Source organism: Enterobacter sp. BIDMC 30, assembly GCF_000534355.1.
GTDB lineage: Bacteria > Pseudomonadota > Gammaproteobacteria > Enterobacterales > Enterobacteriaceae > Enterobacter > Enterobacter ludwigii.
The window spans coordinates 1605056-1624976 of the sequence record NZ_KI973169.1 but is presented as its reverse complement, the minus strand read 5'-3'; the positions used below and the strand labels follow the sequence as shown (position 1 = coordinate 1624976).

Below are 19921 nucleotides of genomic sequence, written 5' to 3'. Positions count from 1 at the left end.
AGCTGGTCAATACGCGCCAGGTTTTTTATCATGGTCCTTTCCCGTTTTCCCTGGTCTCCTCGTGCACGAAATATTCAATATGCTGCTGGCGGTTTTTGACCGTGCGGCATTAATGCTGATTTGCCTGTTTTTCCTCATCCGCATTCGCCTGTTCCGCGAGCTTTTGCACAAGTCTGCGCACTCGCCAAAAGAGCTGCTGGCCGTCACCGCGATCTTCTCGCTGTTCGCGTTGTTCAGCACCTGGTCCGGCGTGCCGGTCGAGGGATCGCTGGTTAACGTGCGTATCATTGCCGTCATGTCCGGCGGGATTTTGTTTGGCCCGTGGGTCGGCGTCATCACCGGACTGATTGCCGGTACGCACCGTTACCTGATTGATATCGGTGGCGTGACGGCAATTCCCTGTTTTATTACCAGTATTATTGCCGGGGTACTGTCAGGATGGATTAACCGCAAGATCCCGAAAAAGCAGCGCTGGCGCGCCGGGATCATCGCCGGCATGGTGTGCGAAACGCTGACCATGATCCTGGTGGTGGTGTGGGCCCCCACTATCGCACTGGGGCTGGATATCGTTTCGAAAATCGGTATTCCCATGATCCTCGGCAGCGTCTGCATCGGTTTTATCGTGCTGCTGGTACAAAGCGTTGAGGGAGAAAAAGAGGCCAGTGCCGCGCGTCAGGCGAAGCTGGCGCTGGATATCGCCAACAAAACGCTGCCACTCTTCCGCCATGTGAACGCGGAGTCGTTACGTCAGGTCTGCGATATAATCCGCCGCGATATTCATGCCGATGCGGTCGCCATTACCAATAACGACCACGTACTGGCTTACGTCGGCGTCGGGGAACACAATTACCGCGATAATGACGATACCATTAGCCCCACCACCCGACAGGCGATCAACTACGGTAAAATCATCATTAAGAACAATGATGAAGCTCACCGAACGCCGGAAATCCACTCCATGCTGGTGATTCCGCTGTGGGAAAAAGGCGTGGTAACGGGCACACTAAAAATCTACTACTGCCACGCGCACCAGATCACCTCCACGCTTCAGGAGATGGCCATCGGCCTGTCGCAAATTATCTCTACCCAGCTGGAAGTTTCCCGTGCAGAACAGCTGCGCGAGATGGCAAATAAGGCAGAGCTGCGCGCGCTTCAGAGCAAAATCAATCCTCATTTTCTGTTTAACGCGCTGAACGCCATCTCGTCCTCCATCCGGATGAATCCGGACACCGCGCGTCAGCTTATATTCAATCTGTCGCGCTACCTGCGCTACAACATTGAACTGAACGATGACGAGCAGATCGACATCAAAAAAGAGCTGTATCAGATCAAGGACTATATCGCGATTGAGCAGGCCCGTTTTGGCGACAAGCTCACGGTGATTTACGATATCGATGAAGAGGTCAACTGTGTGATCCCAAGCCTGCTGATCCAGCCGCTGGTGGAAAACGCGATTGTTCACGGCATTCAGCCGTGTAAAGGTAAAGGCGTGGTCACCATCAGCGTAACCGAAAGCGGTAACCGCGTGCGCATTGCCGTGCGCGATACCGGCCACGGCATTGATCCAAAAGTCATTGAGCGCGTGGAGTCTAACGAAATGCCGGGCAATAAAATTGGACTGCTGAACGTGCACCATCGGGTCAAGCTGTTGTTCGGCGACGGACTGCACATTCACCGTCTCGAACCCGGCACCGAAATTGCTTTTTACGTCCCGAATGAACGCTCCCCCGTTCATGCGGCGACATCACTGTTGCCATAGGCCGGAGTAATCAATGAAAGTCATCATCGTGGAAGATGAAATTCTGGCTCAACAGGAGCTGAGCTGGCTTATCAAAACGCACAGCCAGATGGAGATTGTGGGTACCTTTGAGGATGGTCTGGACGTGCTCAAGTTCTTGCAGCATAACCGGGTCGACGCCATTTTTCTGGATATCAACATTCCATCACTGGACGGTGTATTACTGGCGCAAAATATTAATCAGTTTGCTCATAAGCCTTTTATTGTTTTCGTCACCGCCTGGAAAGAGCACGCCGTAGAAGCCTTCGAACTGGAAGCGTTTGACTATATTCTGAAGCCTTACCAGGAATCGCGTATTGTCAGCATGCTGCAAAAGCTGGAAGCCGCATGGCAACAACAGGCCACGCCTGCTAACGCAAGCCCGGCGATACGTGAAAACGACACCATAAATCTGGTCAAGGATGAACGCATCATCGTGACGCCTATTGACGATATCTACTATGCCGAAGCGCACGAGAAGATGACATTTGTCTATACACGGCGTGAATCGTACGTGATGGCAATGAACATCACCGAGTTTTGCAACAAACTGCCGGCGGCACACTTTTTCCGCTGCCACCGTTCGTTTTGCGTCAATCTAAACAAGATCCGCGAGATCGAACCGTGGTTTAACAACACCTATATTTTGCGTCTGAAGGATCTTGATTTTCAGGTCCCGGTGAGTCGCAGCAAGGTGAAAGAGTTCCGCCAGCTGATGCATCTGTAAAAATCCCCTCTCCCGCAGGAGAGGGATAGTCGTCAGAGGATTTGACCCAGTACCTGACGCAGGTGCGCGCCCGAGCCAAGCAGGCCAGGGTTATCGTGCACAATCAGGTACACAGGAATGTCCTGCACATAGCTTCTGAAGCGACCTTTGTCTTCAAACGCACCGCGGAAGCCTGAGGCTGTAAAGAAGTCGAGGAAACGCGGTACGATCCCGCCCGCGATATAGACTCCCCCGAAGGTACCCAGCGTCAGCGCCAGGTTGCCGCCAAACCGTCCCATGATCACACAGAACAGCGACAGCGCACGGCGACAGTCGATGCAGCTGTCCGCCAGCGCGCGCTCGGTCACATCTTTTGGCTGCAGATTCTCCGGCAGACGGCCGTCTGATTTTACAATCGCCCGGTACAGATTCACCAGACCCGGACCGGAAAGCACGCGCTCGGCGGAGACATGGCCGATTTCAGCGCGCAGCTCTTCGAGGATAATGCCCTCTTCTTCGCTGTTGGGCGCAAAGTCCACGTGACCGCCCTCACCCGGCAGGCTTACCCAGCGCTGGTCGACGTGAACCAGATGTGAAACGCCAAGACCGGTACCGGCACCGTAGACCGCAATCGGCTTACCTTCTACTGGCTCTGTACCGCCAAACTGAATCAGATGCTCTGGCTTCAGCATCGGGATCGCCATGGACACGGCAGTAAAGTCATTGATGATTTCAAGATGCGAAAAACCCAGGTTTTTTTTCATCTCAGCGATGGAAAATGCCCAGACATGGTTGGTCATCGCCACCCAGTCACCGGTAATCGGGCAGGCAATGGCGATACATCCGTCTTCGATGCTCACCTGTTGCTCTTCAAGATAGACCCGAACAACGGCCTCAAGACTTGGATAATCCAGCCCTGAATAGGTTTTCGCCCGGGAAATTTCACCGCTATTTACATCGCATAGGGCAAGGCGAGCATTCGTGCCGCCCACATCGCCTACCAAAGCATACTTTGTCATTCTTCTACTGCTCCGCTAAAGTCAGAATAAATCTTTGGGACACTGTAAGTTCAAGGCGTGATAACAACAACGACCGGAAGGTGAATGCCCGTGGATTATCGATCTTCGTCACAGAATAACTTTACCGTTTCAGCACCTTTTGCACTATTGCCATAAAGCTGATTGTGCAAAGTAACGTAATAGCGTTTTGTACAAGGAAATCATCATGCTCCATCCGCGAGCCAGAACCATGCTCTTACTGGCAATACCGGCGCTGATCATTGGCGTTGCCTCAAGTCTGGTGCTCATTGTCGTGATGAAAGTCGCGTCGGTGTTGCAGGCGATGTTATGGACGGCGCTTCCTGCACAACTGGGCGTCAGCGTGGATTCGCCGGGATGGATCATGTTGATGCTGACGCTCACCGGCGTTGCGGTGGGTCTGGTGATCCGCTTTAGCCCCGGGCACGCCGGGCCGGACCCGGCGCTTGAGCCACTGATCGGTGCGCCCGTTCCCCCCTCGGCGCTGCCGGGGCTGATTATCGCGTTGATCCTGGGTCTGGCGGGCGGTGTCAGCCTTGGTCCTGAACATCCCATCATGGCGGTAAACATTGGTATGGCGGTCTTTCTCGGTTCGCGCATTTTACCCCGGGTCGGTGCGCTGGACTGGACCATCCTCGCCTCTGCAGGCACCATCGGGGCGCTTTTCGGCACGCCCGTTGCCGCCGCCCTTATTTTTTCTCAGACGCTTACCAGCAATAACGACGTCCCGCTCTGGGATAAACTCTTTGCGCCGCTGATGGCCGCTGCGGCTGGCGCGCTCACGACCAGTCTTTTTTTCCATCCTCATTTCTCACTCTCTCTGCCCCACTACGGTCAAATGCATATTGCCGATATTTTCAGCGGTGCCATCGTCGTCGCGATCGCCATTGCACTCGGGATGATTGCGGTATGGTGCCTTCCGCGCCTGCACCGTCTGATGCACCGGCTGAAGCACCCGGTGCTGATTCTGGGGGCGGGTGGTCTGATGCTGGGCGTATTAGGGGCTATCGGCGGAACGGTAACGCTGTTTAAAGGCCTTGATGAAATGCAGCAGTTGGCTTTCAGCCAGGTGTTCAGCGTGTCTGATTACCTGCTGTTTGCGCTGGTTAAACTGGCGGCGCTGGTGGTGGCTGCAGCATGTGGGTTCCGCGGTGGGCGTATCTTCCCGGCGGTGTTTATCGGCGTGGCGCTGGGGCTGATGCTGCATGAACATGTGGATGCGGTGCCGGCAGCGATAACGGTCTCTTGCTCAATTCTGGGGCTGGTGCTGGTGGTGACGCGCGATGCGTGGCTGAGCCTGTTTATGGCGGCGGTAGTGGTGCCGGATTCAACGCTCTTCCCCCTGCTCTGTATCGTGATGTTGCCCGCCTGGCTCCTGCTGGCGGGCAAACCGATGATGATGGCCTGGCGAAACGACAAGTAATCAGGCGTTATTACGCGCTTCCAGAGCTTTGGTAAGCGCCCCGAGCAGCGGCGGGATATCCGCTTTCGGGAGCATCACCTCAATCAACGAGAGCCGCTCGTGGTGCGCCACTTTTTCAAGTACGTCCGCCAGCTGTTCCGCTTCACTGACCCGCCAGCACTCAGACTGAGGATCGAGGCTCAACGCCTGTGGAATGTGCGTCCAGTTCCATAAAGCAATGTCGTTATACCGCTGCTCCGCCCCGTGGATAGCCCTTTCAACCGTGTAGCCTTCGTTGTTGAGCACCAGAATAATGGGGTGCTGTTTATCACGCAGCATCGAGCCTAGTTCCTGAATGGTGAGCTGGGCCGCGCCATCCCCCGTCAGCACAATCACGCGCCGGTTCGGGCATGCGGTTTGTGCACCAAACGCCGCCGCCAGCGTGTAACCAATCGAGCCCCACAGCGGCTGGACGATAAAGTTAACATCAGCCGGTAAACGCAGATCAATCGCACCGAAGGCCGATGTTCCCTGGTCGGCAAGGATAATGTCCCCCGGGCGAATAAAGGTTTGCAACGTTCTCCAGAAATTCTCCTGGGTAAGCGAACCGTCCGGCTGCGGGAACGGTATTGCGCCGGATGATGACGACATAAGGCCAGCATGCACATGCTGTTTGCAGAGTTCGACAAGCGTCTCAATCGCCTGGTTCATTGGGATGCCGGTAAACCAGACATCCCCGACGCGTGCGGCATGCGGCTGGACTTCAATGGTTTGCGCCGGGGTAAGCTGGTGCGTGAACCCGGCCGTCAGGGTATCGGTAAAACGCGTGCCAACACACAATACCGTGTCAGCCCCTTCAATCGCCTCTTTTACTGCGCCAGTGCTGGCTGAACCACTGTATGTGCCGTAAAAACCCGCCTGACGCTCGTCGAATATCCCTTTCCCCATCAGCATGGTGGCATGGGCCATCGGTACCTCTTTCACCCACTTCTGTAGCGCACGCTTCAGGCCATGGCGCAGAACAAGGAAGTCGGCCAGCAGCGCGGTACGTTTGCTCATCGCCAGTTTGTTCTCAGCAGCATCCCGGAACGCTTTCAGGCAGGCGCTATCGGCATGAGCCTGCTTATGAGTGAGAGCGTTTACAGGCGGCGTGGCGGCTTTTTTTGCCACATCGGCGGGTAACATCAGATAACCGGGGCGGCGTTCCCGAAGCATGGTTGTCAACACACGGTCGATTTCATAACAGGCATTTTGTTCGGTAAGGACCGCCTGTGCGACGGTGATCGGCTCGCTCATATGATAAAAGTGACGGAACTCCCCATCCCCCAACGTATGATGCAGCAACTCTCCCCTTTGCTGTGCCGCCGTACCCGGCGCCCCCACAATATGTAAAACCGGGACATGCTCGGCATAGCTGCCGGCAATGCCGTTCATGGCACTTAACTCCCCAACGCCGAATGTGGTCAGCAGCGCGGCAAAGCCCTTACATCGGGCGTATCCGTCAGCGGCATAGGATGCGTTCAGCTCATTGGCACAGCCCACCCAACAAATATCCGGGCTGTCTATTACGTGGTCGAGAAACTGCAGGTTATAGTCGCCCGGCACGCCAAACAGATGATCGGCACCACAATCTGTAAGACGGTCCAGCAGGTAATCGGCGACGCAGTATGGGGTTCGCATAACAGGTGTCCTTCTGACGTTGACCTCACTTTGAGTATTAAAGAAGCGTGATGGCTGTCCAGAATTGGTCGTAAGAAGGGCATGGAAAGAATGCTTTACAAAAAAGGCTGCGCTATGCTCTTTTTTTTCATGTAAATGTAAACGTATACACTGATTTTTCCTTTCAGCGCCAGAGGGCATCAGAATGGGTTACCAGCCGGACAAAAATCGTTATCAGACAATGCAGTATCGCCGCTGCGGGCAAAGCGGACTCAGGTTACCCGCTATCTCACTCGGGTTGTGGCACAATTTTGGCGACGCCACGCTTGTCGAAAACAGCCGTCAACTTTTACAACGCGCGTTCGATCTGGGTATTACGCATTTCGACCTTGCCAATAATTACGGTCCTCCTCCCGGCTCAGCCGAACGTAATTTCGGTCGCATTTTGCAGGAAGATTTCCTGCCATGGCGCGACGAGCTGATCATCTCGACCAAAGCGGGTTATACCATGTGGGATGGCCCCTACGGCGACTGGGGGTCACGCAAATATCTGGTTGCCAGCCTGGATCAAAGCCTGATGCGTATGGGGCTGGAATATGTGGATATCTTCTATCATCACCGTCCTGACCCACAAACGCCACTGCTGGAAACCATGAAAGCGCTTGACCATGTGGTGCGCCAGGGAAAAGCCCTTTACGTCGGGTTATCAAATTACCCTGCAGAACAGGCCCGCAAGGCTATCGATATCCTGAACGACCTTGGGACGCCGTGTCTGATCCACCAGCCGAAATATTCGATGTTTGAACGTGCGCCAGAGGAAGGCCTGCTGGACGTGCTGCAGGAAAAAGGCGTCGGCTGCATTCCCTTCTCGCCGCTGGCGGGGGGACAGCTGACTAACCGCTACCTGAACGGTATTCCTGCAGACTCGCGTGCGGCAAGCGGCAGTAAGTTCCTTAACCCCGATCAGATCACCGAAGAGAAGCTGGAGAAGGTTCGTCAACTGAACGCGCTGGCGGAAAACCGCGGCCAGAAACTGTCACAGATGGCGCTGGCGTGGATTTTACGCCACGAGTCGGTAACGTCAGTGCTGATTGGGGCCAGTAAAACTGCCCAGATTGACGATGCCGTGACCATGCTGGAAAACCGCCATTTCTCGGCGGAAGAACTGGCAATCATTGATGGGATCCTGAACAGCTCAAAATAAAATCACTTTTAGCAAAAAGTGCTCTCATTCATGAATTAGGAGTTGAGGCGATGAAACGAGCCTTTACCAACTCGTAATATTGCGTTAACAGGCCCCACAAAGGCCCCGATCGTGAAGGAGAAAGAGTATGTTCAGGTCACTGATTCTTGCAGCGGTATTACTGGCTTCGGCCCCGCTGATCGCCACTGCGGGCGAAATCACCCTGTTGCCATCAGTTAAATTACAAATTGGCGATCGTGACGACTACGGCAGATACTGGGACGGTGGCTACTGGCGCGACCGTGATTACTGGAACCGTCACTATGAGTGGCGCGGCGACCGCTGGCGCAGACATGATAATGGCCTGCATCGCGGCTGGTACAAAAACAACGCCTATGAGCGTGGTTACCGTGAAGGCTGGAACGATCGTGACGACCGCCGCGGTGGCTGGGGTCACGGTGGCAGAGGACACGGTGGTCACGGCCATCATCACTAATGCGTCATCAGTAATGCATCATCAGTAATGCAAAAAGGAGCCTCCCGGCTCCTTTTTCTTTGGTTCAACGCGACGCTATAACCCCAGAGCAGTGCCGACCAGGAGCCACAGATTCAACGACACCACTACCGCCACAATGACCCAGCCGGTTCGTTTCACCAGCGTGCTATTCACCAGTTCGCCCATCAGGCTTTTGTCACTGGTAAAGATCAGCAGCGGCACCAGTGCAAGCGCGATACCAAAACTCAGCAGTACCTGGCTCATGACCAGAATTCTCGTAGGATCCAGCCCCATCAGAATCACAACAAAGGAGGGCAGCATGGTCACGGAGCGACGAACCCAAAGCGGAATGTGGAAACGGACAAAGCCCTGCATCACCACCTGCCCTGCCAGCGTCCCCACAACCGTTGACGAGAGACCGGCCGCCACCAGGCTCAGCCCGAATATCGTGGCAGCAGCGTGGCTCAGTAACGGCTCCAGCGTAAGGTATGCCTGGTCGAGATCGGCAATACCGGTGTGACCGTTAAAATGGAAAGCGGCGGCAGCGGTCGCCATCATCGCCAGGTTCACAAAACCGGCAATGGTCATGGCGATCGCCACATCCCATTTCGTCGCAGAGTAACGCTCTTTGCGCGTCCCGCCGTGCAGGTGCTGAGTCAGCGAGGAATGCAGGTAAATGACATGCGGCATGATGGTTGCGCCCAGCACCCCGGCGGCCAGGAACACCGCTTCAGAGGTTGGCAGGCTCGGGATAATCATCCCTTTGCTGAGCTGTGCCAGATTCGGCTGAGAGAAAATCAGCTCGACGATATAGGCCGCCGCCACAAACAGCAGCAGCCCACCGATAACTTTTTCCAGCGGTTTTTGACCGCGACGCTGCAGCATCAGGATCAGGAAAGTGGCAATCCCGGTGAGCACCGCGCCCTGAAGCAGCGAGACGCCGAGGATCAATTTAAAACCAATCGCGGCCCCGATGAATTCGGCGAGGTCGGTTGCCATGGCGATAATTTCCGCCTGAACCCAGTAAAGCCATACCGCCGGACGCGGATAGTGATCGCGAATTTGTTCAGCCAGGTTTTTGCCCGTGGCAATCCCCAGCTTCGCGGACAGCATCTGAATCAACATGGCCATCAGGTTAGCCCACACGACCACCCAGAGCAGCTTATAGCCGAAGCTGGCCCCGGCCTGAATATTGGTCGCAAAGTTACCTGGATCGATATAGCCGATGGCAGCAATGAACGCAGGTCCCATTAACGCGAACCGCAACTTGCGCGCTGCTCTGCCACTGCTACCCTCTACACGACTGTTTGTCATTTCTGCCTCTGGAAATATAGCCTTTGCTATGTTTAATGCTATCAAAATGAGAATGATTATCAAGATCATTTAGTGAGTTTATAGTGATTTCTCTGATAGCTTTGAACAATAGACGGGCGGGTAAGGTGGGGCGATCTAACAAAACCTGCAATCGCGCACGCTTTTGTGAAGACTAGCACACAAACTTAACTTTTCACGCATTTACCTAACATAACAAAAATGTATTGTGGATCACTAATTTTGAGACTCGTCACAGGATGTAACTATAGTGTGTCCTTGATCTCGTTTTCTTTTCGCTTGTTACATAGAATGTGCACGAAAATTAAACCTGCCTCATATTTGGAGCAAATATGGACCGCGTCCTTCATTTTGTCCTGGCACTCGTTGTCGTTACTGCGCTTGCGTTACTGGTCAGCCATGACCGTAAAAAAATCCGCATCCGCTTTGTTGTTCAGCTTCTCGTTATTGAAGTTTTGCTCGCGTGGTTCTTCCTGAACTCCAACGTGGGGCTTGGCTTCGTAAAAGGCTTCTCCGAAATGTTCGAAAAACTGCTCGGATTCGCCAACGAAGGGACGAACTTTGTCTTCGGTAAAATGAACGACGAAGGTCTGGCGTTCTTCTTCCTGAAGGTACTGTGCCCTATCGTCTTCATCTCTGCGCTGATCGGTATTCTGCAACACATTCGTGTTCTGCCCGTTGTTATCCGCGCCATTGGTACCGTACTCTCCAAAGTTAACGGCATGGGTAAACTGGAATCGTTCAACGCCGTCAGCTCCCTGATCCTGGGTCAGTCTGAGAACTTCATCGCCTATAAAGATATCCTCGGTAAGATGTCCCGCAACCGCATGTACACCATGGCAGCCACCGCAATGTCTACCGTCTCCATGTCTATCGTGGGTGCGTATATGACGATGCTGGAACCTAAATACGTGGTTGCCGCGCTGGTCTTGAACATGTTCAGTACCTTTATCGTTCTCTCTCTGATCAACCCGTACCGTGTTGACGAAGGCGAAGAGAACCTGCAGATGGCAAATCTGCATGAAGGTCAGAGCTTCTTCGAAATGCTGGGTGAGTACATTCTGGCTGGTTTCAAAGTGGCGATTATCGTTGCGGCGATGCTGATCGGCTTTATTGCCCTGATTTCTGCCCTGAACGCCCTGTTCGCAGCGGTTCTGGGTATCTCCTTCCAGGGCATTCTGGGCTACATCTTCTACCCGGTTGCCTGGGTGATGGGTGTTCCTGCACATGAAGCGCTGCAGGTAGGCAGTATCATGGCGACTAAACTGGTCTCTAACGAATTCGTTGCGATGATGGATCTGCAGAAAATTGCCAGCACGCTCTCGCCACGCGCGGAAGGCATCCTGTCCGTGTTCCTGGTCTCCTTCGCTAACTTCTCTTCCATCGGTATTATCGCCGGTGCGATTAAAGGTCTGAATGAAGAACAGGGTAACGTGGTTTCTCGCTTCGGTCTGAAGCTGGTTTACGGTTCTACGCTGGTGAGCGTACTGTCTGCCTCTATTGCGGCACTGGTACTGTAACACCTGCAGCGAAATAAAAACCGGGAGCTCAGCTCCCGGTTTTTTTATGTCCGTAGTTCATTAAGCGGTTTGGGTTTACCAATCAGGTAACCCTGCAGATAGTCGACCCCGAAGTGAAGCAGCTTCTCCCGCTGTTCCGGCGTTTCAACATATTCGGCCACCACACTCAGTGATTTCGTCTTCGCCAGGTTGCAAATCGACTGCACGATCATCGCATCCATATCGTCGGTACAGATATCTTTTACAAAGCACCCGTCAATTTTGATGATGTCCGCCTGCAGACGTCTGAGACGTTCGTAGTTGGCATATCCGGTGCCGAAATCATCAATCGCGATCCGGAAACCGCAGTCCCGCAACTGCTGAATGTTTTTGATACTGCTGCCCGAATTAGAGAAAGCCTGCTCTTCGGTGATCTCAATCACCACCGCCTGTGGTGCAACCCCATAGCGTTCAAAGAGCGAGCAAATCTCGATGGCCACCTCTTTTTGCATCAACGTCAGGGGCATCAGATTGACAGAAAAACGCACACCGGCATGCGTCGCTGGATGATCGCGCAGCCACACCAGTAATTTTTCCATCACGCACATGTCGAAGCGGTGGCTCAGGTTAAACTGGGCAATCAGCGGTATAAAGCGGTCTGGGGTGATGATCTCGCCCTCGCTTTCCATGCGCGTCAGTATTTCGTAATACCCGCTACCATCTGCCTTCTGGATTGGCTGGGCGTATAAATGAAACTGTCCGGCATCCAGAGCATGTTTAATGCGCGCTAACATCAAAACCCGCTCGGTTGTTTGTCCTGATGCCACCTCGAGGCTATTGGTGAGCGCCAGTACATTATGCGCTCCGCAAGATTGCTCAGCCAGCCAGCTGAGCTGCCCCAGCGTATGGTGTAACTTCTCACCGTTCTCAACCATTCCCCAGGAAGCGCCAAATTCAATATCCAGCCCGGTGTTGTTCCAGACAATCTTACGGCTGTTCAGCTGATCGACCATATGCTGCAGGCGCTCAGCGGTTCCCGGCCCCAGCAATACCAGCACCAGTTCGCTGCCCGGGAGCTGGAAAAGCCGCTCATCTTTTTGCAAAAATGGCTGCAGCGAGGTGGTCACCATCCGTTTGCAATGTACCCGCATAAGAATGCCGTAGTGACGACTCAAGAACTCGAGGTTGTCCATTCGCAGACAGCACACTTTGGCATCAGGGTGGTCCTGCAAAAAATCTTCCAGTGCACGAATGTTCGGTAAACCGGTCAGCGGATCGGTTAGCGCCCTGTCCTGCCAGTCCTGCTTCAGCCACTCGCTGCGCTGATAAATCCGCGACATGTAGAGCAAACAGATGGCGAAAGAGATAAGGACAGACAAAATAAAGGAGAGCGAATGGCCTGACTCCACACCATTGAGGAAATTATAGTTATAGGTCAACAGCAGAAGTGCGGATGCCGCCCAGAAAAGAGAAATGAGCGCGTAGCTCAGGCGACTGATCCCTAACGTAAAGAGAATAAAAATCACTGGCATTAAATAGCCCGCAATAATAGGTGACTCAAAAGGAGCACATAAAATTGCGAGGATGACGATTAAAAGCATCAGCCAGACTAATATATATAGCGATTTCTTTTGAAAAAACACGGGTTTCACACTGCGTCGCCAGAAGGTGATGGCATAACGTGGATTAATTATCATTCTTAACGGGTAATAGAACATCATGGTAAATATCAACGCCGCGCAGATCAGACTTTGTATATCGACTACGTTATAAATTGCGGTACCTTCACCGAAGAAGGTTGAGATAGTAACCGGGAAATGGAACAAATAACCTGCCAGGTACATCGACACTTTTATGCCTATCGGTACCATAAAGCCGAGCCAAAATATCCGTAACCCAATATGCTTGTTCGGCACGCAGTAGCGCCAGCGCTTGCCCAGTATAATCCTGAGGATGCCGCACCCCGCAAACACCGAGAACGTCTGACAGAACAATAAAACTGAATATTGTAGCGGTGCTAAATCAATGCTGAATATATTAGTGATAGTAAAACTTAACAGAACAGGAATAACCGCCCGACGCCCAAATACCAGAATAACCGCCAGCATTACGCTTAAAGGCAGCCATGCTAAATATACGTCATGACCATTAACAACAGCGCGCGGAGAGATATAACGGGAGAATGGCACCGCAACCAGGCAAAGCGCCAGGGCAGTTATAAATATCTTTACATTATTGTAAGTTTTTCTATTCATTAAGTTAGATAATCTATTTTCCATTCGTATCATTGACCGGATGGATAATAGGTTTATTAATTGCGCGAATCAAGTTGAAGTCTATTTATAGACCGCTTTATTGATTTTGATTGAGGTGAGGTACAAAAATACCTCTATTTCAGCAACAAATTAGGGTGAAGAGTTTTACAAAAGCATAAAAAAACCCCCGTCTTTCGACGAGGGTTCAAATTTTGGTGGAGCTAAGCGGGATCGAACCGCTGACCTCTTGCATGCCATGCAAGCGCTCTCCCAGCTGAGCTATAGCCCCACATGTTGACTTTACTGACCGCACTCTGTTGGGTTCAGAGTGTGGTGGAGCTAAGCGGGATCGAACCGCTGACCTCTTGCATGCCATGCAAGCGCTCTCCCAGCTGAGCTATAGCCCCATCGTAAAGCTGTCATGTTGACGGGCGGCATAATATGAATTCCGCTGCGGAGTGTCAACGGCAAAATCAATGACGGCGGTTCAATCGCCGAAAAATCATGCAAATGAATCACTTTGCGAGTCTGCTCGCAGTCATGAGTTAAGCCTGTCACATTTTCCTCTAAAACGGTGCTATAAAATGAGCCGTTAATTAACCCCACGAATATTCAGGAAATTGCATGATCAAGGAACGAATGACGCCAGAAGAGTTAGCCCTGCTCACTGGCTATAGCCGCCAGACCATCAATAAATGGGTACGCAAAGAGGGTTGGATTACATCGCCAAAACCAGGAGTCCAGGGCGGCAAAGCGCGTCTGGTGCACGTTAATGAAAAAGTGCGTGAGTTTATCCGCAGCGCGCGCCGGGCAAGTGAAACGGCTGAGATACCAGAAAGTGCCAGCCATGATGGCTCGCTTCACTCCCTGCTCCTGACGCTGGCAAATGAAATGACGCCGGAAGAGCAAAGGCAGATGACATCACTGTTACTGCGGGAAGGGATTACCGGATTGTTGCAACGTTTAGGGATACGCGACCAGAACTGATATGAAAAGATTCCGTAGCAAAATGACCACCGAAGAGCTGGCAGAAAATTTGGGTGTTGCACGGCAAACGGTGAACCGCTGGATACGCCAGCAGGGATGGAAAACCGAGGGCGTCAATGGGGTGAAAGGCGGACGTGCACGGCTGATTCACATTGATGCCCGCGTGAAGGAGCACATCATGAGCCTCCCGGCTGTCCGTAACCGTCAGGCGGTGTACCATCTGGCGGAGGTGACATCGTTGTACAGTGACCCCTCCTCTACTTTGCGTCCTGGGATCATCGAGACGCTGGAGAATATGACGCACCTTGAGCAGGAGCGTCTGGATGCCTTACTAAAGCGTGAAGGGATACGCGGCTTTCTTGCACGTCTCGGCATTGCTGAATTTAATGCATAAAAAAACGGCAGGTTTCCCTGCCGTTTTTCATGGTTCAGGCGTTATTACTGCTGATTTTCGCGCTCAGTAATAAAATCCAGCGCCTTGTTAATGCGCGCTACGCTGCGTGATTTACCAATGGCATGAACGGTAACATCGAGTGCCGGAGACTGACCCGCACCGGTGACTGCCACACGCAGTGGCATACCCACTTTGCCCATACCAACTTCCAGCTCATCTGCCGTCGCCTGAATGGCATGATGCACATTCTCGGCAGTCCAGTCAGTCATCGCCGCCAGTTTGTCACGCACCACTTCGAGTGGCTGACGCGCAACCGGACGCAGGTGCTTCTTCGCCGCGTCCGCGTCGAACTCGTCAAACTCTTCATAGAAGTAGCGGCAGCTTTCAGCGATCTCTTTCAGCGTTTTGCAACGCTCGCCGAGCAGTTTCACCAGTTCCGCCAGTTCAGGGCCAGTACGAGTATCAATATTTGCCTGCTCGATGTGCCACTGCAGGTATGTCGCCACATATTCCGGCTGCATGGTATTGATGTAGTGGTGGTTCAGCCAGAGCAGCTTATCAGTGTTAAACGCGCTCGCAGATTTGCTCACCGCGCCCAGAGAGAACAGATTGATCATCTCTTCACGGCTAAAGATCTCCTGATCGCCGCTGGACCAGCCCAGACGCACCAGATAGTTCAGAAGCGCTTCCGGCAGATAGCCGTCGTCGCGGTACTGCATGACGCTGACCGCACCGTGGCGTTTAGACAGTTTTTTGCCGTCGTCGCCATTGATCATGGACACGTGCGCATAGACCGGAACAGGGGCGTTCAGCGCTTTCAGTATGTTGATTTGACGTGGGGTGTTGTTGATATGGTCTTCGCCACGGATAACATGCGTGATTTCCATATCCCAGTCGTCAACCACAACGCAGAAGTTATAGGTTGGGGAACCGTCGGTGCGGCGGATGATCAAATCGTCCAGCTCCTGGTTGCTGAATTCGATCGGGCCACGGATCTGGTCGTCAAAAATTACCGAGCCGTCCTGCGGGTTAGCAAAACGCACCACGCACGGTTCATCAGCAGCATGCTCGCTATGGTCATGGCGGCAGCGGCCGTCATAACGCGGTTTTTCACCCTTCGCCATCTGATCTTCACGCAGCGCATCAAGGCGTTCTTTGGAGCAATAGCATTTATACGCTGTACCCGCGACCAGCATCTCATCAATCACGGCGTTGTAGCGGTCAAAACGTTTGGTCTGGAAATACGGGCCTTCGTCCCACTCCAGATTCAGCCAGTTCATACCATCCATAATGGCTTCAATTGCTTCCGGCGTGGAGCGCTCAAGATCGGTGTCTTCAATACGCAGTACGAACTCACCTTTGTTGTGGCGTGCAAAAAGCCAGGAATAGAGAGCGGTACGTGCACCACCGACGTGCAGATAGCCTGTCGGGCTCGGCGCGAAGCGAGTTTTGATTTTCATGAAATGGCCTTACGTTATAAAGATGCCGGCAATCGGCAAATCCTGGGAAAAAAACAATGGGCAATATTCTATCACTGTGGGGGGATTCCTCAATGTTGATCCCTTTATCGTGAGGGAGTTTGCGATTTTTGTTTAGAAATCATGCGTCATCGCCCGTTTCGCGATCGTTTTGTTTAATTTTACGACGAACGAATAAAAACTTTAGAAAATGCGTTGACTCATTTTCAACTCTCCCTATAATGCGACTCCACACAGCGGGGGTGATTAGCTCAGTTGGTAGAGCATCTCCTTTACACGGAGGGGGTCGGCGGTTCGAGCCCGTCATCACCCACCATCTACTTAAGTAGACTCGCAGTGTAGATAAGTATTGAGATTGGGCGATTAGCTCAGTTGGTAGAGCATCTCCTTTACACGGAGGGGGTCGGCGGTTCGAGCCCGTCATCGCCCACCATTTCGGGTCGTTAGCTCAGTTGGTAGAGCAGTTGACTTTTAATCAATTGGTCGCAGGTTCGAATCCTGCACGACCCACCAATGTAAGAAAGCGCCCTAAAGGCGCTTTTTTGCTATCTGCGGTATAACATCACTCTTCCGTCAACGTTGCTATCAACGACTTAATCGCCGGTGTCGCCTGCTTCTCGTCATACACCACATACAAATCTGCCGGTATACGTACCTGTAATGGACGAAATACCACACCGGGCCACTGCATTTGCGCATAGCTGTCAGCAGCTAACGTAATCCCCATTCCCATGCTGATCATTGCCAGCACCGTCTGCGGTTCATCGGCTTCACGCACTATCATCGGTGAAATACCGGCCTGCTGACACACTCGCTGTAAGAACGACCAGTCAGAATGCGCAGACGGCATAGTAACAAAGTACTCATTCTGCAGTTCGGTGAGCGCAATTGCGCTTTCCCCCACCAGCCGGTGATCCTCCGGCAGCGCAACCAGAAATGCCGCATCCCGTAAGCGGATACTGGTAAATCCTGCGGTGGGCTCGGTTGCCATTCGCCAGATCCCGACATCCAGCTCCCGACGCTCCAGCAGCGCCATTTGCATTACCGGCGACTTTTCGCGAAAGACGACATCAACGTTCGGATGCTCTTTCAAAAATGTGCGCATGACCGTGCGCACTTCGCTCCACATGGCGGTACCGACAATGCCCAGCGCAATCCGCCCCGCCTCACCCCGTCCAATTTGTTCGACCCGCGCCAGTGCCTGGTTTGCGCTGGCAAGCAGTCGACGGGACTCTTCCATCAATACTTTACCCGCATGGGTCAAGGCGACGCTTCGTGAGTGGCGAATAAACAGTAAGGTACCGAGCTGACTTTCCAGCTCTTTTATATGCAGGCTCAACGGCGGCTGCGACATATTGAGACGGGCCGCAGCCCGTCCAAAATGAAGTTCCTCAGCGACGGCCAGAAAATAGCGCAGCAGCTTGAGGTCGGTTCGGTAGACGCGTTCCATCAACACATATCCTGGCGATAACACTTATGCTCCCACCTTAAAGCCTTTCACCGCCTGCCGGGAAAACTTTAATGCGCAACTGTGCGCAACTCGCTGTTTTTACTGGTGTGGCGATAGTTAAAGCTGAAATAAAACACTACGGCGAGCACCAACGCATACGCCGCAAATACCAGCCAGATGGTCTGCCAGTCTTTCACCCCATCCACGGAGAAATAATCTACCGCCGCGCCGCTCAATACCGATCCGAAATAAGCACCGATACCGTTAACGGTCGTCATAAACAGCCCTTGCGCGCTGGCGCGGATATCAGCGCTTACCTCCTGTTCGACAAACACCGAGCCGGAGATGTTGAAGAAGTCGAACGCGCAACCATAGACCAGCATTGACAGCATCAACAGCCCGACGCCTGTCGCGGAAGGATCGCCATACGCAAAGAGTCCAAACCGCAGCATCCAGGCCACCATGCTCATCAGCATCACGGTTTTTATGCCAAAACGTCGGAGGAAGAAAGGAATGGTCAGGATGAACAGCACCTCTGACATCTGCGAGACGGAGAGCAAAATAGAAGGATATTTAACGATAAAGCTTTCCGCATACGCCGGATTACGCGCAAAATCATGCAGAAAGGGGCTACCGAAAGTATTGGTGATTTGCAGCACGGCGCCCAGCAGCATCGCAAACAAAAAGAACACCGCCATTCGGGGCTGTTTAAACAGGACGAACGCATTCAGGCCAAGTTTGCTTGTCAGCGACGATGAGGTTTTATTCTTCACCACCGGAATGGCCGGTAACGTCAGTGAATAGAGCGCCAGTACCAGCGATGCGGCAGCAGCAATGTAGAGTTGAATGTTGGTTAACTCTGCACCCATCAGGCTTATGGCCCACATCGCCACAATGAAGCCTACCGTGCCATAGACCCGCACCGTTGGAAAATGGGTCACCGTGTCCAGCCCTGCCTGCTCAAGACAGGAGTAGGAAATGGTATTCGAAAGCGCAATGGTTGGCATAAAGGCCATGGCATTAACCAGCATGACCCAGAACATCAGCCCCGGTTCATTGACCTGCGCGGCATAGCAAAGCGCAACGGCACAGACGAGATGGCAAATCACATATGCACGATCTGCCCGCAGCCACTTATCGGCAATAATGCCCACCAGCGAGGGCATCACGATCGCGGCAAGCCCCTTCGAGCTGTAGACCATCCCCACGTCAGAGCCGGAAAAACCCAGGGTGTTAATCATGTAAGCGCCGAGAGTAACGAGCCAGCTTCCCCAGATAAAATATTGCATAAAGGACATCATCTTTAAGCGCGTCGTGATGTTCATACCCGATTCCTTATGGCAGAGTGGCCCTCACGGGCCACGATGTTGTTTCGCTCAGGCAAGCTGGCGCAGAAAACCGCAGATAAGATCGATGAAGTTCTGGCGAGAGAGTTCGGCGGCGGCAAGCGTTTGTTCATGCGACAGTTTTACATCGCTCAAACCTTCAGCAAGGTTGGTTATGGCCGAAACGGCGACCACCTTCAGGCCACAGTGGCGCGCCGAGATCACTTCCGGCACCACTGACATTCCCACCACATCTCCGCCGATGATCTGCATCATGCGGATCTCAGCCGCGGTTTCGAAGTTAGGGCCTGGATAAGAGACAAACACCCCTTCATGCAATGGAAAGCCCTTCTCGCTCGCCACGGTCTGCAGCAGGGCACGGCAATCTGCATCATAAGCATTGGCCAGCGAGAAAAAACGGTCGCCAAAACGGTCATCGTTCAGCCCGACCATCGGGGTACCCGGCAGGGTGTTGATGTGGTCGCTGAGGGCAACCAGGCTTCCCGGTTCAACCTCCGGACGTAATGAACCGGCGGCATTGGTACTGAACAGCAGTTCGCAGCCCAGCAGTTTGAAGGTGCGGATTGCATCGGTCATGACGGCGATGCCGCGGCCCTCATAGAAGTGACCGCGCCCTTTCATACAGGCGACCGGAACACCGGCAAGATGCCCCAACACCAGCTCACCGGCGTGACCGTGAACGGTGCTCACCGGGAAGCCCGGCAGTTTTTCATAGCTCAGTACCACAGCATCAACAATCTGCTCGGCGAGCGCACCAAGACCTGAGCCGAGAATAAACGCAACCCGCGGAGTGAAATCAGGTTTAGCGGCACGAATGATGTCGGCAGAGAACCAGGGATTATTCGAGAGGGTCATAAAAGCTCCTTGAGAATTAAGATCGCGATATCACCGATCGCATGACCTTAGTCTTATATCTGGAG

The 19921-nt window shown here is 53.1% G+C and carries 16 protein-coding genes and 5 tRNA genes; 11 read left to right on the top strand and 10 right to left on the bottom strand.

Annotated elements, in window-relative coordinates:
• Positions 1-61 precede the first annotated feature (61 nt).
• Together L466_RS14575 and L466_RS14580 are read left to right on the top strand one after the other, a co-directional pair.
• Positions 62-1759, top strand: a complete 1698-nt coding sequence (locus L466_RS14575) for a sensor histidine kinase (RefSeq protein ID WP_025203510.1) — start codon at positions 62-64, stop codon at positions 1757-1759.
• Between the two features lie 13 nt (positions 1760-1772).
• Positions 1773-2504 carry a LytR/AlgR family response regulator transcription factor gene (locus L466_RS14580; RefSeq protein ID WP_025203509.1) on the top strand — a complete coding sequence of 244 codons (732 nt, stop codon included), beginning with the start codon at positions 1773-1775 and terminating at the stop codon, positions 2502-2504.
• 32 nt (positions 2505-2536) lie between these two features.
• Here the strand turns inward: L466_RS14580 and glk are convergent, their stop codons facing one another.
• Positions 2537-3502: a glucokinase gene (glk, locus tag L466_RS14585; RefSeq protein WP_032680536.1), complete on the bottom strand. Its 966-nt coding sequence runs from the start codon at positions 3500-3502 to the stop codon at positions 2537-2539.
• A gap of 205 nt (positions 3503-3707) precedes the next feature.
• Between glk and L466_RS14590 the strand changes: the two genes are divergently transcribed.
• Positions 3708-4943, top strand: coding sequence for an ion channel protein (locus L466_RS14590; RefSeq protein WP_020883101.1), 1236 nt, complete (start codon positions 3708-3710; stop codon positions 4941-4943).
• On the opposite strand, the gene ipdC is transcribed toward L466_RS14590, so the two are convergent.
• Positions 4944-6602: an indolepyruvate decarboxylase gene (ipdC, locus tag L466_RS14595; protein ID WP_032680535.1), complete on the bottom strand. Its 1659-nt coding sequence runs from the start codon at positions 6600-6602 to the stop codon at positions 4944-4946.
• 184 nt (positions 6603-6786) lie between these two features.
• Here ipdC and mgrA point away from each other — a divergent pair, with 184 nt between their 5' ends.
• Both mgrA and L466_RS14605 read left to right on the top strand, forming a co-directional pair.
• On the top strand, positions 6787-7785 hold the full coding sequence (mgrA, locus tag L466_RS14600) for an L-glyceraldehyde 3-phosphate reductase (protein WP_032680534.1): 999 nt from the start codon (positions 6787-6789) through the stop codon (positions 7783-7785).
• 127 nt (positions 7786-7912) lie between these two features.
• Positions 7913-8260 (top strand): DUF2502 domain-containing protein, encoded by a 348-nt coding sequence (locus L466_RS14605; protein WP_014171067.1) that lies wholly within the window; start codon positions 7913-7915, stop codon positions 8258-8260.
• A gap of 75 nt (positions 8261-8335) precedes the next feature.
• Here L466_RS14605 and L466_RS14610 read toward each other — a convergent pair whose 3' ends face one another.
• Entirely contained in the window at positions 8336-9574 is a 1239-nt protein-coding gene (locus tag L466_RS14610) for an Nramp family divalent metal transporter (protein WP_020883097.1), read from the bottom strand.
• A 350-nt stretch (positions 9575-9924) separates the two neighbouring features.
• Between L466_RS14610 and L466_RS14615 the strand changes: the two genes are divergently transcribed.
• On the top strand, positions 9925-11112 hold the full coding sequence (locus L466_RS14615; RefSeq protein ID WP_014171069.1) for a NupC/NupG family nucleoside CNT transporter: 1188 nt from the start codon (positions 9925-9927) through the stop codon (positions 11110-11112).
• A 44-nt stretch (positions 11113-11156) separates the two neighbouring features.
• Here the strand turns inward: L466_RS14615 and L466_RS14620 are convergent, their stop codons facing one another.
• The 3 genes from L466_RS14620 to L466_RS14630 form a co-directional block, all read right to left on the bottom strand.
• Positions 11157-13346 (bottom strand): sensor domain-containing phosphodiesterase, encoded by a 2190-nt coding sequence (locus L466_RS14620; protein ID WP_025203504.1) that lies wholly within the window; start codon positions 13344-13346, stop codon positions 11157-11159.
• 213 nt (positions 13347-13559) lie between these two features.
• A tRNA-Ala gene (locus L466_RS14625) sits at positions 13560-13635 on the bottom strand.
• A 42-nt stretch (positions 13636-13677) separates the two neighbouring features.
• Positions 13678-13753: transfer RNA gene (locus tag L466_RS14630), tRNA-Ala, on the bottom strand.
• A 217-nt stretch (positions 13754-13970) separates the two neighbouring features.
• Between L466_RS14630 and L466_RS14635 the strand changes: the two genes are divergently transcribed.
• Both L466_RS14635 and L466_RS14640 read left to right on the top strand, forming a co-directional pair.
• Complete coding sequence (locus tag L466_RS14635; protein WP_032680532.1) at positions 13971-14333, top strand: YfeC-like transcriptional regulator; 363 nt, start codon at positions 13971-13973, stop codon at positions 14331-14333.
• 1 nt (position 14334) lies between these two features.
• A complete protein-coding gene (locus tag L466_RS14640) occupies positions 14335-14727 on the top strand; it encodes a YfeC-like transcriptional regulator (RefSeq protein WP_014171073.1) in 393 nt (130 codons plus the stop codon).
• Between the two features lie 44 nt (positions 14728-14771).
• On the opposite strand, the gene gltX is transcribed toward L466_RS14640, so the two are convergent.
• Positions 14772-16187: a glutamate--tRNA ligase gene (gene gltX / locus L466_RS14645; RefSeq protein ID WP_014171074.1), complete on the bottom strand. Its 1416-nt coding sequence runs from the start codon at positions 16185-16187 to the stop codon at positions 14772-14774.
• Positions 16188-16445: 258 nt separating this feature from the next.
• On the opposite strand from gltX, the gene L466_RS14650 reads away from it, so the two are divergent.
• The 3 genes from L466_RS14650 (at position 16446) to L466_RS14660 (ending at position 16718) form a co-directional block, all read left to right on the top strand.
• A tRNA-Val gene (locus L466_RS14650) sits at positions 16446-16521 on the top strand.
• Between the two features lie 41 nt (positions 16522-16562).
• Positions 16563-16638, top strand: a tRNA-Val gene (locus L466_RS14655).
• Positions 16639-16642: 4 nt separating this feature from the next.
• A tRNA-Lys gene (locus L466_RS14660) sits at positions 16643-16718 on the top strand.
• A gap of 49 nt (positions 16719-16767) precedes the next feature.
• Here the strand turns inward: L466_RS14660 and L466_RS14665 are convergent.
• From L466_RS14665 to xapA, 3 genes are all read right to left on the bottom strand, one after another.
• Positions 16768-17655, bottom strand: a complete 888-nt coding sequence (locus L466_RS14665; RefSeq protein ID WP_032680531.1) for a LysR family transcriptional regulator — start codon at positions 17653-17655, stop codon at positions 16768-16770.
• A gap of 68 nt (positions 17656-17723) precedes the next feature.
• Entirely contained in the window at positions 17724-18980 is a 1257-nt protein-coding gene (locus L466_RS14670; RefSeq protein ID WP_032680530.1) for a nucleoside permease, read from the bottom strand.
• A gap of 51 nt (positions 18981-19031) precedes the next feature.
• Positions 19032-19856 carry a xanthosine phosphorylase gene (gene xapA / locus L466_RS14675; protein WP_014171078.1) on the bottom strand — a complete coding sequence of 275 codons (825 nt, stop codon included), beginning with the start codon at positions 19854-19856 and terminating at the stop codon, positions 19032-19034.
• Positions 19857-19921 lie beyond the last annotated feature (65 nt).